This window comes from Scardovia wiggsiae F0424, assembly GCF_000269605.1.
GTDB classification, from domain to species: Bacteria; Actinomycetota; Actinomycetes; order Actinomycetales; family Bifidobacteriaceae; genus Scardovia; species Scardovia wiggsiae.
This window is the reverse complement of the sequence record NZ_AKCI01000001.1, coordinates 211,016-226,184: the sequence shown is the minus strand read 5'-3', so window position 1 is coordinate 226,184 and position 15,169 is coordinate 211,016. Positions and strand designations below refer to the sequence as shown.

Here is a 15,169-nt window from a genome sequence, read left to right as displayed (position 1 = left end):
AATGGCCTGCGAACCGCCTTGCCCTGGTAGATACTTATCCTTAGAATAGAAGTATGCCAGCCGAAAAACCCAAAAAAGATTTTAAACGTATCACTACGCTTATTTTGGCCTATATCATTTTCTGCGTCGCAGGCGGAATCATCGCTTCTGGTTTCCTGCTGCCCGGAGCCCTTATGGCTTCGGATACAGTCAAAAAGCTGACACCCACACTCTCTACCACGGATAATGTTACGTTCAGCCTGTCTGACCTGCCTCAGCAGTCACGCATGTATGCTTCGGACGGCACGACCCTGATCGCTACGTTCTACGACCAGAACCGTATCAACGTCCCCCTGAGCAAAGTATCCAAGGTCATGCAGCAGGCAGTGGTAGCGCGCGAAGACCGCCGGTTCTTCGAACATTCCGGGGTCGACCCTACAGGTATTTTAAGGGCCTTCCTGCAGACCTATGTGCATAAGGGCGGCGGGACCCAGGGCGGATCCACTCTGACACAGCAGTACGTCAAAAATATGCTTATAGCCCAGGCCCAGGCAGATAATGACCCTATTGAAGCGTACCATGCCCAGGAAGATACCATCGCCCGTAAAATACGGGAAATGCTCCTGGCCCTCCAGATCGAGAAAAAATATTCCAAAGCAGACATCCTCCAGGGCTATCTGAATATAGCCCAGTTCGGGGTCAATACATTTGGCGTGGAAACGGCAGCACAGCATTACTTTTCCAAAAGCGCCGCTGACCTTGATGCCGGCGAAGCGGCAACAATAGCGTCCATCACCAAAAACCCTACGAAATACGATCCTACCGTTAATGTCCAGAATGCCCAGGAACAGCGTAATATCGTGCTGGACCTCATGGTGCGCAGCCGTTTCATCTCACAGCAGGAGGCTGCAAAATACAAAGCTGTCCCCCTTCAGAGCGTCCTTAAAATCAAAGATATCCGCGTCGGCTGCCAGGCCGCAGGCGGTGCAGCATACTTCTGTGACTATGTGGTCCACCGCATACTGAACTCCCCTGCCTTTGGGAAAACACGTACAGAACGGCGCAGGCTCCTGTACGCAGGAGGGCTGAATATCGTCACCACTATGGATGTCAATGCCGAGGATGCGGCGAATGCGGCCGTGCGCAAAGTAGTGCCCGAAGACGACAAGTCAGGGTTCGAGGCTGTTATGGCAGCTGTCCAGCCGGGTACCGGAAAAGTCCTTGCCATAGCGCAAAACCGTACATATAGTGTTGAGACTAATGCCGGGGGTACAAGTACCGCCATCAACTATGCTGTTGACCAGATAGACGGCGGAGGCATAGGTGTACAGACCGGCTCCACTTTCAAACCTATCAACATGGTTTCCTGGCTGTCCAACGGGCATAAAGCTATGGAATCCCTGCGCACTTCTACCGCTTATCCCCTGAAGACGTTCCCATGTGCCCCGGTAAAATCGGGTGTATGGAGCGTCCAGAATTCAGGGGGCGGGACAGTCAACCCTGAAACGCCATATAATGGCCTGATCATGTCGCATAACACCACACAGGCAGCAATGGCCCAGAAGATCGGCCTGTGCGCTATCACAAAGACAGCACAGACCCTTGGCTACCATAATTCTGCAATCAACGAAAGCGACCTTGAAAAGCAGATGCAGGTCCCTATGATCATCGGCGCACTCAACGCCTCCCCGCTGACCATGGCTAACGTCTATGCAACCATAGCTGCGAATGGCGTGCGCTGCGACCCTATCGCCATAACGAAGGTCACCAAGAACGGCCGCGAGCTTGCGGTCCCGAGTGCAGGCTGCAAGCAGGCTATTTCCAAGGAAGTTGCCCAGACGACCGCCTATATCCTCAATAAGGATGTCACTCAGGGAGTTGCGAAGGATGCCCAGCTGGCCGGCGGACGCAAGACTTTTGCAAAAACAGGGACAGCAGAAGACAAGTATATGGATTCGGTTATCTTCACCAATGGCGTTGCCGCCTATACCACTATGGGAAATATGGAAAGGCCGGTCTCGTTCACCAGAAGGACGGTTGGCGGCCGTACATACGATACATGGTATGGCGCGTATACTCTGCCTATACTGACCAGTTTCATGAACGATTACGTCAAAGCCGCCAATATCCCTGATGACCCCAATTACGGGCAGCCTGACCCCAGCCTTATGGGCTGAGGCCTGCGGAAAGAGAAACGGCAGGCTTATTTATTTGATGGATACGGATATGGATATGGACAGGCAGCGGCAGGTACGTGCAGACAGTATGCCTGCGGTACAGGGCTCCCCCTCCGCAGAAGATGCGTCTGCCACGGTAGGCGTGATTGATGTCGGCGGAGGGTTCCGTTCTATCTTCGGTACTGGGGTGCTCGATGCCTGCCTAGAGCATAATATCCATTTTGACCGCTGCTACGGCGTATCTGCAGGGAGCGCAGATATGGCAAGCTATCTGTCAGGCCAGTACCGCAGGAATCTCCGGTTCTACACCGAGTATTCCTTCCGAAGCCAGTATGCCAGCTTCCACAATATGCTCAGCCAGCGCGATTTTATCAACCTTGACTATATTTACAGCGGACTTTCAAACCATGACGGGGAATATCCCCTTGACTATGAAGCGCTGAGGGATAACCCCGCCACGCTTACTGTAGTCGCATGCAATGCAAACACGGGCGAACCGCATTACTTCACCAAAGACGATATCAGCCAGGATAATTATGATATTTTCAAAGCCTCCAGCTGTGTGCCGGCGGCAAATGCCCCCTATATAATCAATGGTGTCCCCTACTTTGACGGCGGGATCGCGGACCCTGTCCCCGTGGAAAAGGCTTTTGAAGACGGATGCACCAAAGTCGTCCTTGTCCTTACCCGCCAGAAGGATGTGCTCCGCGAGCCGGCGCATGACAGGATACCCGGGAGGCTCCTTAAACGCCAGTACCCTGCGGCTGCAGAACGGGTCCTCAACAGATATAAGCTGTACAATAGCCAGATAAGCCTTGCTAAACAGTACGAGGAAAAGGGCGAAGTGCTTATCCTTGCGCCTGACGACCTCCACGGGCTCGATACCCTGAAGAAAACACGGCAGGGGCTTTTTGACATGTACGATGACGGGCTTAAACAGATCGCACAGATCCAGGAATTCATAGGATAATTGTCTGCTGCAGGCCTGCGCCCGGGATACAGCTGTTGATAATAAATAATAACCGTACTGCACACAACGAAAGGGGTGGTCCAGTTGGGCAGCAACGCACCAATAGGAGTTTTCGATTCCGGTATGGGAGGGATATCAGTCGTCCGGCAGATCCATAAGGATATGCCCAACGAAGATATCATCTTTTTCGGGGACAGCGCCAACGCGCCCTACGGCACCCGTCCTGCCGGCGAAGTGGAAGAGCTCAGTTTCTCGGCGGCAGACCATCTTATCGCAAAAGGCGCTAAGGCTATAGTTATTGCCTGCAACACCGCAACGAGCGCCGGTGCAGGCGATATGCGCCACACATATGATATCCCGGTTATCGGCATGGAGCCTGCGGTAAAAGTAGCATGCGACAGGGGCGGCGGCAGCCTTCAAAATATCCTGGTCCTTGCAACCGAACTGACACTGAAAGGGCAGAAGTTCGCAGACCTTATCGCTCAGGTCAAAGGGAAAAGCACCATACACACCCAGCCCTGCCCTGATCTGGTCACTATCGTGGAATCGGGGCAGCTCAATGACCGCGCACGGGTGCGGGACGCCATCTCAGGATATCTTGCCCCATTTGATGCAGAAACCCTTGACTCTATAGTGCTCGGCTGCACCCATTTCGTTTTTTACCGGAGCTACTTTGAAGAGATGCTTCCCGGGCATGTGGCTGTTATTGACGGTAATCCGGGGACATCCCATCATCTCGGTACTGTCCTCAGGGAGCTTGGGATACAGTCAGACAGGCCGGAAAGCTATACAGGCACGGTCACCCTGGAAAATTCCTGCAAAGATAAGGCAACGGGGCTGCTGGCGGAAAGCCTCCTCCATGGGGACGCCCCCCGCTAAGCCCCGGAAGCATCACGCTTCACTGATACCTGTAATACCGGCAGCTTCCAGCCTGTTCAGCTGTGATGAAGCAGATGCGGGAGCAAACAGGTAATCCCGCAGCACACATGCCTGATTATACACAGGGCTTTTCGCGCCGTATACAAAAGTAATACGTGGCACTGCACGCGAAGACTGTTCCCTGATCGTGTCAATAAGCTCTCCGACCGCACTGGTATTGGCTTCCAGCTGCGCACGGTACCGGGCAGTAAAATCATCAAAAGTATCAGGGTCATGCCCCCATGATTTCCTCAGTTCATTGGTAGGGGCTATATCTTTCAGCCACAGATCAACACGGGCTTTGTCCTTCGATATCCCCCGCGGCCACAGCCTGTCAACAAGGATACGGAACCCGTCAGCATCATCAGCATCATCATAAACACGTTTAAGGGCTATCTCAGTAACCATATTTCCTCCCTGGACAGAAAACTGCTTATATCATACCTTAGTATTACCATCCGCGGCACCCTGATTTCCCATTTCCGCAGCCCCCGGGCGTTTTGTATATTGTCCCAAATCCCAGTTTTTCCAATTAAACTCAACGAATAATGTACTTATCAGATGGGAGGCGCGTCAGTTAAGATGGAAGTGTTCACTTAAGCAACGGCGCTTTAGTGAACCTTTGCAATACTTATCCTGCACGCCTCCCGCCATGCCGCCTATGCCTTGCTGACAGAAGCTTCCACAGCCTCGCTGTCAGAAATTTCCACAGCAAAACGTGTCGCGAGGGTCTCCGAACAGATAAGGCTTTCAAACTGCTTTACCTGGCCTGCATGGGCAGCGGGGACAGCAAGCTTCAGAGAAATACGGTCAGAAATATCCAGACCGGCCTCTTTCCTGGCATCCTGGACTACCCGGATAGTATCCCGGGCATAGCCTTCTGCCACGAGGTCATTGGTAAGCCGGGTATCAAGGATCACGAACCCTCCGGCGGGAAGGGCTGCCGAGGCATAAGCTTCGCCCTGCCCCGGGGTGCCGGCAGGATTAGAGGCATTCCCCCCGGTCTCCTCCACACGGTTTACCAGTTCGTATTCCCCCTGTTCCAGAGGTATCTCACCGTCTGGGGTATCCACCGCCACACCGCCGTCAGAAGCCTTATGCCAGTCCCCTGATTTGGAAGCCTTGATCACAGACTGTACCTGCCTGCCGAGGCGCGGACCTGCTGCGCGTGCATTGACCTTCAGCTCACTGATAATACGGAGCCCATTCCCGGCTGCAGCCTCCAGGGTACTGAACCGCACTTCCTTAACGTTAAGCTCTGACTTGATGAGATCAGCATACGGGCTGACCGCATCAACGTCGGATACGAGCACACTCAGTGTGGAAAGCGGCTGGCGGACGCGGATCTGACGGGCTTTACGGAGGGAAAGAGTGCCGGAAACTATCTCACGCACCTTGTCCATTGCTGAAACCAGCCCGTCATCCCGGCGGAGGATGCTGCCAAGGCCAGTACCGTCAAGATACGGCCAGTCGGTCAGATGGACAGATTCCCCGCCTGTAAGCCCGCGCCAGATTGTCTCCGCTTCCATAGGGGCCAGAGGGGCGATCACGCGGCACAGGACCTCGAGTGCCGTGTACAGCGTATTGAACGCCTGCGGATCCTCGTTCCAGAACCTGTCACGCGAGTTGCGGATATACCAGTTAGTGAGCCCGTCGATATAATCTGCAACAGCGTCGCATGCATCTGAAATAGCAAAACTGTCCAGGCTTTTCTGGACATCGGCAACAAGGTTGCGCGTACGGGCAAGCAGGTACCGGTCCATCTCGGGAAGGTGCACGATATCCTGCACATCCAGCTGATGGGCTTCAAACCCTTTCCCTCCGTTGGCAGCGTTCGCATACAGGGTGAAGAAATAATACGTGCTCCACAGCGGCAGCATGATCTGGCGGACGGTATCACGGATGCCGTCCGACGTAACGATAAGGTTGCCTCCTCGCAGGATCGGCGAGCACATAAGGAACCAGCGCATGGCGTCAGAACCGTATTCATTGAAAACACCGTTGACATCCGGATAATTACGCAGATGCTTGCTCATTTTCTGCCCGTCATCGCCAAGCACTATGCCGTGGCAGATCACATTTTTGAATGCCGCGCTGTCAAACAGTGCTGTTGCCATAACGTGGAGGGTATAGAACCATCCGCGGGTCTGCCCGATATATTCCACAACATAGTCCCCGGGGAAATGCTGCTCAAAATATTCACGGTTTTCAAACGGATAGTGGAACTGGGCAAAAGGCATGGACCCTGATTCAAACCAGCAGTCAAGGACATCAGGGATCCGCCGCATAACAGATTTTCCCGTCGGATCATCAGGATTGGGGCGTGTAAGCTCATCGACCCATGGACGGTGCAGGTTCACTTCCCCCTTGTCATCCGTCGGATACATACCGAAATCCTGTTTCAGCTCTTCCAGGGAACCGTATACATCCACACGCGGGTACCGGGGGTCATCCGAGACCCACACCGGGATGGGGGAACCCCAGTACCGGTTGCGTGAGATGGACCAGTCGCGCGCATTCGACAGCCATTTGCCGAACTGCCCGTCCTTGACATTGCCGGGGATCCAGTTGATCCCTTCGTTATGGTTGAGCAGGCGGTCTTTGAACTTCGTCACCGCTACGAACCAGCTTGATACCGGTTTATAGATCAGCGGCGTGCCGCATCGCCAGCAATGCGGATAACTGTGCACATACGATTTCTCCTGCACCAGCAGCGCTCGGCGGTCTTCCTCCACACCGGCCAGCGCACCTGTATTATTGCGCATATCACGGATTATCTGCTTATTCGCCTCAAATACACGGATCCCTTCATAGTCCGGGACAATGGAATTGAAACGGCATGCATCATCAAGGTAATCCACGGTACGCACCTGATGGGCGTTAAGGGTATTGATATCGTCTTCGCCATAAACAGCCTGATGGACCAGGCCGGTACCTTCGGTAACATCTACATAATCCGCTGTATAGATAGTGAATGCATGGGGGTCTTCACCGGATGCACCATCCTGGCTTGTCGCCGAGCCGTCCGCAAGATACGGGAAAACAGGATAGTACCGCCTGCCTTCAAGGTCGGAACCTTTCAGCGTACGGACCACTGTGTAATCGTCGCCGATCTCTTTAGCATACCGCGGGAGGAGGGCTGTAGCGAAATACAGTTTTTTACCGGCGAATTCGCCCGAAACAGGTTCAATCTCGCTGTACTCGATATCCGGCCCCACAACTATCGATAAATTCCCGGGGACTGTCCACGGGGTAGTCGTCCAGAAAACGGCATACGCATCTTCATCACGGAATTTTACTGCTACAGTAACGGATGTATCCTGACGGTCCTGGTAAACATCAGCATCCATACGCAGCTCATGGTTGCTCAGCGGGGTCTCATCCTTCGGGCAATAAGGGAGGACACGGTACCCCTTATATGCCAGGCCTTTATCGTACAGTTTCTTAAAAGCCCAGATCACAGACTCCATATACGTGGTATCCAGGGTCTTATACCCGTGCTCAAAGTCTACCCAGCGCGCCTGGCGGTGGACATAATCTTTCCACTCATCCGTATATTTCAGGACAGATGTGCGGCATGCCTCATTAAACCGGGCAAGTCCCATTTCATCGATCTGGCTTTTATCTTCTATGCCAAGTTCTTTTTCGGCTTCAAGCTCCGCAGGAAGGCCGTGGGTATCCCACCCAAAGACACGGTTGACCCGACGGCCTTTCATAGTCTGGTAACGCGGGATCACATCTTTTGCATATCCGGTAAGAAGATGGCCATAGTGAGGCAGCCCATTAGCAAAGGGGGGGCCGTCAAAAAAGACGAATTCATTAGAAGAGTTATCCCCGGAAGGGCGCTGCTCTACTGATTTTCTGAAAGTGCCGTCAGCATCCCAGTAACGCAGTACTGCTTCCTCCATTTTGGGGAAACTCGGGCTGGGTGTGACCGGCTGTACACTGCCATCTGTACTGCCGGCAGAAGCTTTCGGATACACATGCCTGACACTGTTCTGCTCACTCATAAAAAGGCTCCTCGTAATACTGCTGTGTTATACGAGGACGATATGCAGGCTGTGGTTTTCACATGCGCGATACCGCGGTACCACCTCGTTTGACAGGACCTGGAACTGCGCGCTTCGGGCCTGTCCACTTGTGGCGGGCTATATCGGGCCTCTCCCGTCGGGTCTAATGAGGGCGGGCATATGCCTGTCCCGTTCTTCCGAAAGCTCCCCGCTGATAACGGATCGATGCTGACGCTATTACTATAGCATCAGCTGTAACACATACTTCCCGATATTTATTCCTGCATAAAAGAGCCCCGGTATCCCGGGAAGAGGGGCATATGACCATTGATACCTCTGTCTGCCGCACGCCTTCCCTGTCTCGAACTGCGAGACAGCCGGAACACGCACGCACATTTTATACACACCTTTTGCATATAGTGAACAACCACAAACACCCTGCCGCTTCGCTTAAGGAGAGCATATGGACCGCACACATGAAAAGAAACTGCGCCTGGTTGACTACCTTGTAGTAGCATCTATGCTGTTTGGCCTGTTTTTCGGTGCAGGGAACCTGATCTTCCCGCTGCATCTGGGGCAGCTTGCAGGCAAAAACTGGGCTATTGCAGGAGCGGGATTCCTGATCACCGGTGTAGTCCTGCCTCTGCTGTCAGTACTGGCGATAGCCGTTACCCGCTCTAAAGGCGTATACGATATCGGCAGGCCTCTGGGCCCTGCTTTTGCAATCGTTTTCATGGTGCTTATCCACGCAACTATAGGGCCCTTCTTCGGGACACCCCGTACAGCAACAGTCTCTTTCACCGTAGGTATCGAACCCTTTATACCGTCGTCATACCGGACTGCTGCTCTGCTTATTTTTTCTGCGCTCTTCTTTATCTTCGCCTTCCTCCTGAGCTATAAGGAGAACAGCATATTGTCGAATATCGGGAAAGTGCTGAACCCGCTGTTCCTTATCCTCCTTTTCATAGTCTTCTTTATGGCATTTATCAGCCCGCTGGGGAGCTCTTTCGGCAAATCGCCGCAGGATGCGCATTATATTTCCGGTGCTTTTACGAACGGCCTGCTTGAAGGGTACAATACGATGGACGTGCTTGCCGGGCTCGCGTTCGGCGTAACCGTCGTGACCACGATACGGCTGATGGGCGTGCGGCACGAAAAGAATGTTGCTTCTGTTACAGCCAAATCAGGCACTATCGCCATGTTTGCCGTTGCTGTGATCTACATACTCCTCATAGCAATGGGTTCTATGTCGCTTGGGCGTTTCACGATGTCGTCCAATGGGGGCATCGTATTCTCACAGATCGTCCAGGCATATGCCGGGAAGGCAGGGCAGGCATTGCTGGCCGCGCTTATCGTAGTAACATGCCTGACTACAGCGGTAGGGCTCGTTGCCGCTTTTGCCCAGGATTTCCATAACCACTTCCCCAGGGTCAGCTACCATACATGGCTTGCACTGTGCTGCATCCTGTCATTCATCATCGCCAACTTTGGCCTGGATACTATTATAGCCTGGTCAACGCCTGTGCTTATGCTGCTGTACCCCTTCGCCATGGTGCTTATACTGCTTTCAGTCTGCTCACCGCTTTTCAAGCGTGACAGGGCGGTTTACGGCTGGGTCGTGGGGTTTACTGCGATCCCGGCCCTCATGGATATGGTCGTTTCTTTCCCGGACACTGTCAGCAAAAGCAGCTTTGCCCTGTTTATTGCACGGATACGGGACTTGCTCCCGCTGGCGGATTATGGCCTGTCGTGGCTTCTTCCGGCAGTCGCCGGCGCTGTTATAGGGCTGGCAGTCCATCTGTACAAGCTGAAGGCAAAGCCTGAGGCTTTCAAAGAATATGACAGCTTCATTGAGGAAAGCAATCAAACATGGCCGGGAAACCTGGCCGCTGACGGGAGCCAGCCCGCCGCAGATCTCGACAGTGATACCGGGAGCAGCGCAGCGGAGCAGGTAACTGCTTAGTCAGCCGTATCCGCCGCTACCTTCCAGTAGTGCCTCCCGCCTTCATCCAGCAACGGTACCTGGCTGATGAGCAGGCGAACCCCGTATGGGTTACGGGATCAGCAGCTGCCTGTGTCACCGGCTAACGCAGCATTTCATATGCTTTTTTGACTTTCTTGACATACTCGAACCGTGCAGCAGTGATAATAAGTATCACGCCTGCAAGCGCAAGCCAGACCCACCAGTAATTCCGGCTGAATGCCGCGATATAACCCCATGACACGGTCAGCACATGGATAACGAGGCATACCGCGCCCACCGACAGCGGAGCCTGCCACTTCTTCACGGCGCCAATAACAACAAGCGCTACACATATGAGCAGGACGCACACAGATCTGGTAATAGAAGTACTCCGGAAAAAGGCTATCAGTATGGAAGGGACTACTGCCAGCAAACTCGCAAGGCCAAGGGCACGCCAGCTGCGGACCCGGGCATCCCTGGCCATTTTCACACTGCCGCTGATAAACAGCAGTATGGCTGCCGCTATAACAGGCAGCTCATAGAAAGTAAAGGCAGAATGTATAGTGCTGATATTGGCAATAAAATAGGCCCCGCACAGGATCATCGCCGAGTACAGCATAGAACTGGCTATATCAGGTGGCTGCAGGTCCACCAGCCGTGTCCCTGATACAGCAGCAACAATGACGACTGCCGCAAAAACCGCATAAAGGACAATAAGGTTTACACCGCCCCACAGCGGTAAGTGGGAAATTATCTCAAGGCTGAGGGTGCATACGAACGTATACAGCAGTGTGCAGTGCTCAACATTATCCATTATTATCCCTGTCCGTCCCGGATTCCGGGTACGCAGCCACTGTCGGTATGCAGCCTGGCCTGCTTCCTGGGCAGGGCTGGGTGCTGCATTATATCCGTATGCCGCAGGCATACCAGGCCGGGCAGCCTGCCGGGACAGCTGGCGGAGGATGGAAGCATCAAATGCTTCAAGCCTGTCACCCTTGCGGAGGATACTGAGAAGCACATACGCAATGCCAACCGCACACGCAAATACACACATCCCCCAGTCAGCTGGAGGCCTCACACCCTCTGCAGATGCGTACTGGATGGTATTGCACACCATCAGAACAATGACCGTGGACGATACGCTGCTCATGATACGGGAAACGCGGTCGGCTGAACTTACAAGGACAAGGCGCCACAGTGCAGCAGCAGCAATGAAAATAACTGTGTATATGATTTTTACCCATAAAATATTTTCAGACCGAAGCATGCTGATAACCGCCAGGATCGGGACGAGTATCCGGGAAACCTGCACTGATACATAATCGAATTTATTCCGCGTGACAAGTCCCAGAGCCCTCGCGGAATCATCGGTAACTGCTGCCCCTTCCCCTGTCGGAGCGGATGGCGATGCGGGGCTGCCTGCAGCTGCCCGCTGCCGTGCTATCCTGATCTGCCGATATGCGTTGTATCCGTTGATCGCTCTGGCTCCCAGAGCTATCCACAGGAATGCCACGGCCATGATGACGATATCCAGGAACGCACCGGAACCGGGTAACGCCATCAGATTGAGGATCAGGGAGGTAACAGCAAACAGGAAAATATGCGTCAGTTTCACGAACCAGAGCGAAATAAACGCCACAGCAGCAAATATGGCTGCTGCTACAGCAAGGCTCCAGCCGCCTGAATCGACAGCATACGATGGCCCGAAACCGCGGGACTGCGGGAAGAAGAACAGCGTGAATACACTGGGAAGGGAAACGAGCACTTCATAGGTTATGCTGCAGAACATCAGCACGGTGACCGCGGAATGGATAAGCCGATAATCGCTTCTGGATTTGAAGCCGTAGCGGTGCGCAACCATAAAGGCTATCGACGGCACAGATGCACAGGCCTGCAGCACAAGCAGGGCTATTTCCATCCTGACGTCGAACCCGGTTGGAAGGAATATAAGGCCGGCAGTGATAACGCCCATCATGCATATAGTGATACTTGATACAGTGTTCCTGGATATCCTGGCCAGTATCTCAAACAGCCCCAATACTGCGGCAGCTGCAACAAGATAAAGCCCAAAATAATTCTTCAGCAGTGCCGGTGAAGGTATGACGCCCGCAGCGTTCATAAAGAATGCATCAATCACCAGGATGGCGGCCCCAAGGTATCCAAGCCCTTCAGATGTCACCTTGACCCTGCGTGAGAGTGCCACCGAGCACAGCAGGGAAATGATGCCAAGTACCCCGATGGCAACAGCCCTCATACCGTTATCCATCTGAGCGTATGCAAAGCCAGCAAAAACAATGGCAGCAAGCGCAACAAGGCCTATGCCGAGCGACAGCAGGAGTATCTGGATCCTGCGCTGAGGGCTGGCAGCTTCATTCTGCGGCCGCATCTGCCCAAAGCGCCCATCCGGTACGGATACAGCGGCGAGCTGCGCAGGGAGGGTTTGGACAGGCATATCCTGCACAGGCGTGCCGCCCTGGACAGGCTGCCCATAAGGCACCGGACCGGAGGCAGCCGGTGAAGGGGCAGGGGCTTCCTGATCATTCCCATTCTGCACAGGCCGCACAGGTCCAGCTTCATGGACAGAGGCAGCCTGTCCGTGGATATCCAATGATAAAGGTACAGCAGCATGTGAAGCCTGAGAAGCAATATCTGTACCTGCGCCATCTGCACCTGCAACATCCGTATCTGCCTCCCGAGGCACAGATGATGCCGCGCCCTTCCCGGCCGGCGCAGCCTCAGAAAACTGCCTGTACGGCTGTTCGCCATATACAGGAACCGCGGCAGCTGTTGCACTGCTTCCACGTATCTGTTCCATAAGCGCCGCCCGCTGGTCGAACAGCGCAGCAGCCTCTTCGGAAAGCCTTAATACTTCTGCTGCACGGGGATCTGCCAGATCAAGGCCTGAAGGTGTCCGCCACATATCGGATATAGGGGTAAAGGTATCAGGGTAAAGCCCGCGGGAACGGAGCTGCTCCGCGGACTGCGGCCAGGCATACGCTGCCGGGATGCCACGGAAACCGTACACCGATTGCCGGATCGCTTCCATCACAGCCACACGCTTTTCCATCGTATCTGCAATGCGCAGCCCCAGCTCAAAGACGCCGGCCATCCGAGGGTCGCCCATATCCAGGCCTGTCGGGGTATACCCCGTTCCATCAACCGGCGTGAAGGAATCCGGGTTAAGGCTGCTGTCCCTTAAATCTGCTATTGATCTCGGCCAGGCATATGGGGGAACCATGCTTATCATATCGACTCTCCTGTTCTATCAGTTCTGTCAGTTCTGTCTGTTTTCCTACTATACTCATGACAAATATGAATGTACAAATTGCTGCGCATGCTGTGGATAAATGCCGTCCGCCGGCAGGCAGGCTGTTATCCGCTGATCTGTCTGGGAGGCCTGCCTCCCCTATCCCCCTTATCCTCAAGTTCAGCAAACCTGGCCTGCATCGTAGGGTTATCCTTGATAAGCTTCTTCACTTCGACATCATCCAGTTTATTGTTTGCCAGGCGCAGCTGGTTCTCGCTGGTCGTCAGGGCGCTTTTGACAGCTTCCATGCGTTTGATAGCATTATCTATCTGCTTTATCGCCTCGTCATAGTTCCGTTTATACGACCGGTAATTCTTGCCGAAAGCGTCTTTGAAGTTATCGAGCTCTTCTTCAAAATTAGTGATATCGATATTCTGGTTTCTTGCCTCTTCCAGCTGCCGCCTGAGGCCCGCCGAACTGTACGCAGCATCCCTCAGGAGCCCTATGACCGTTATGAAGAACTGGGGGCGCACAGCATACATTTTGGTATATGACGGTTTCATATAGCTCACATCAACTATGCCGGCATTATAGAATTCGTTGTCAGCTTCCAGCATAGTTACCAGTACAGCATACTCGCACCCCTTCTCGCACCTGTCTTTATCAAGCTCCTTGAAGAAATCGGAATTTTTATGCTTCTGGGATTTTGCCGTTGCATCCATCTCATTTTTCATCTCAAACATGATGGACAGCACTTCATTGCCGTCAGCATCTTTCTCGCGGTAGATAAAGTCGCCTTTCGACCCTGTTGAAGAAACAGCATTGTCCTTCTCAAAATAGACATCCTTGAAAGCAGCGCCCCGCAGTTTATTGAATTCGTTATAGCAGTACTGCTCCAGGTCTTCACCAACAGCTTTCGTAGACTGGGATGCCTTGAAATCCTTATAGAATTCCACCTGCTCCTGCGCCGCTTTGAGCTGCGCTTCATACTGGGACCTCTGCTCTGTCAGGGCTGAATGCTGTTTTGCCAGTTCGGCTTCCTGCTTCTGCTTTTCCACTTGCAGGTCTGACTGGGCCTGGAAAAGCTGTTTTTCCAGCTGCGATTTCGTTTCGGAGAACTGCCGTTCAGATTTGGCTGATTCCTCAGTCAGCTTCTGCCTCAGCTGCAGCAGCTCTTTGTCCTTTTCACTGTCTTTTTCAAGGGATATCTTTTCAAGCTGCGACTTGAGAGATTCGATCTCCCGGTCTTTCTCGCTGCGGGCTTCAGCCAGCGCTGCATCTTTTACAGACTCCGCTTTGTCCAGGCTGGCCTGCAGCGCCATAACCTTTTTATCCAGCTCCGACTGCAGCGCAGACAGCTGCCTGTCACGCTCTGAATCTTTCTCAATAGAAAGTTTATCAAGCTGTGACTTCAACGACTCGATCTGCTTATCTTTTTCATTCCGCACCTCTGATAAAGCTGCATCCCGTTCAGATTCCGATTTATCTAACCTGGCCTGGAGCCCTGACAGTTCCCTGTCGCGCTCTGAGATCTGCTTATCAAAATCGGACTGTTTCGTGTGGAGCTTTTTCTCCAGGTCAAGCCTGTGCTCAGTCTCCAGCCTGCCAATTTCCCGCTGGAGGCTTGCACTGAGCTCCCTGTCGAATTCTTTGCCGCGTATCTGTGCAAGAAGCTTCTGGTACTCATCTTCATTGACAGTAAATGCATGCCCGCAGTGGGGGCATGTGATCTCATGCATGCTATCTGCCGCAGCATCCTTATTGCGGTTGGGGCCTTTTTCTTCTGTAATCGCTGCCATAGCTTTTATTCTACCCGGGAAGCCGTAAGTCCTGCCGGAGGGCTGCAGCGAAACCCGCTGAAGGGCGCGGGTGCCGGCGGAATTGATTGGTGCCGGGCGTACGGCA

8 protein-coding genes are annotated in these 15,169 nt (G+C 53.5%); 4 read left to right on the top strand and 4 right to left on the bottom strand.

Going from position 1 to position 15,169, the window contains the following annotated elements:
• Nucleotides 1–53 precede the first annotated feature (53 nt).
• The 3 genes from HMPREF9156_RS0101075 (at nucleotide 54) to murI (ending at nucleotide 4,005) form a co-directional block, all read left to right on the top strand.
• Nucleotides 54–2,156: a transglycosylase domain-containing protein gene (locus tag HMPREF9156_RS0101075; protein WP_007148087.1), complete on the top strand. Its 2,103-nt coding sequence runs from the start codon at nucleotides 54–56 to the stop codon at nucleotides 2,154–2,156.
• Nucleotides 2,157–2,193: 37 nt separating this feature from the next.
• Nucleotides 2,194–3,126, top strand: a complete 933-nt coding sequence (locus tag HMPREF9156_RS0101070) for a patatin-like phospholipase family protein (protein ID WP_017147367.1) — start codon at nucleotides 2,194–2,196, stop codon at nucleotides 3,124–3,126.
• An 84-nt stretch (nucleotides 3,127–3,210) separates the two neighbouring features.
• Nucleotides 3,211–4,005: a glutamate racemase gene (gene murI, locus HMPREF9156_RS0101065; protein WP_029246297.1), complete on the top strand. Its 795-nt coding sequence runs from the start codon at nucleotides 3,211–3,213 to the stop codon at nucleotides 4,003–4,005.
• Between the two features lie 12 nt (nucleotides 4,006–4,017).
• On the opposite strand, the gene HMPREF9156_RS0101060 is transcribed toward murI, so the two are convergent.
• Together HMPREF9156_RS0101060 and ileS are read right to left on the bottom strand one after the other, a co-directional pair.
• Nucleotides 4,018–4,452 carry a DUF488 domain-containing protein gene (locus HMPREF9156_RS0101060; protein ID WP_007148084.1) on the bottom strand — a complete coding sequence of 145 codons (435 nt, stop codon included), beginning with the start codon at nucleotides 4,450–4,452 and terminating at the stop codon, nucleotides 4,018–4,020.
• A gap of 251 nt (nucleotides 4,453–4,703) precedes the next feature.
• A complete protein-coding gene (ileS, locus tag HMPREF9156_RS0101055; protein WP_007148083.1) occupies nucleotides 4,704–8,054 on the bottom strand; it encodes an isoleucine--tRNA ligase in 3,351 nt (1,116 codons plus the stop codon).
• A gap of 463 nt (nucleotides 8,055–8,517) precedes the next feature.
• On the opposite strand from ileS, the gene brnQ reads away from it, so the two are divergent.
• Entirely contained in the window at nucleotides 8,518–10,017 is a 1,500-nt protein-coding gene (brnQ, locus tag HMPREF9156_RS0101050) for a branched-chain amino acid transport system II carrier protein (protein ID WP_007148082.1), read from the top strand.
• 121 nt (nucleotides 10,018–10,138) lie between these two features.
• Here brnQ and HMPREF9156_RS0101045 read toward each other — a convergent pair whose 3' ends face one another.
• Together HMPREF9156_RS0101045 and HMPREF9156_RS0101040 are read right to left on the bottom strand one after the other, a co-directional pair.
• Complete coding sequence (locus HMPREF9156_RS0101045) at nucleotides 10,139–13,264, bottom strand: type IV pilus assembly protein FimV (protein WP_007148081.1); 3,126 nt, start codon at nucleotides 13,262–13,264, stop codon at nucleotides 10,139–10,141.
• Between the two features lie 125 nt (nucleotides 13,265–13,389).
• Complete coding sequence (locus HMPREF9156_RS0101040) at nucleotides 13,390–15,063, bottom strand: DUF2130 domain-containing protein (protein WP_017147366.1); 1,674 nt, start codon at nucleotides 15,061–15,063, stop codon at nucleotides 13,390–13,392.
• Nucleotides 15,064–15,169 lie beyond the last annotated feature (106 nt).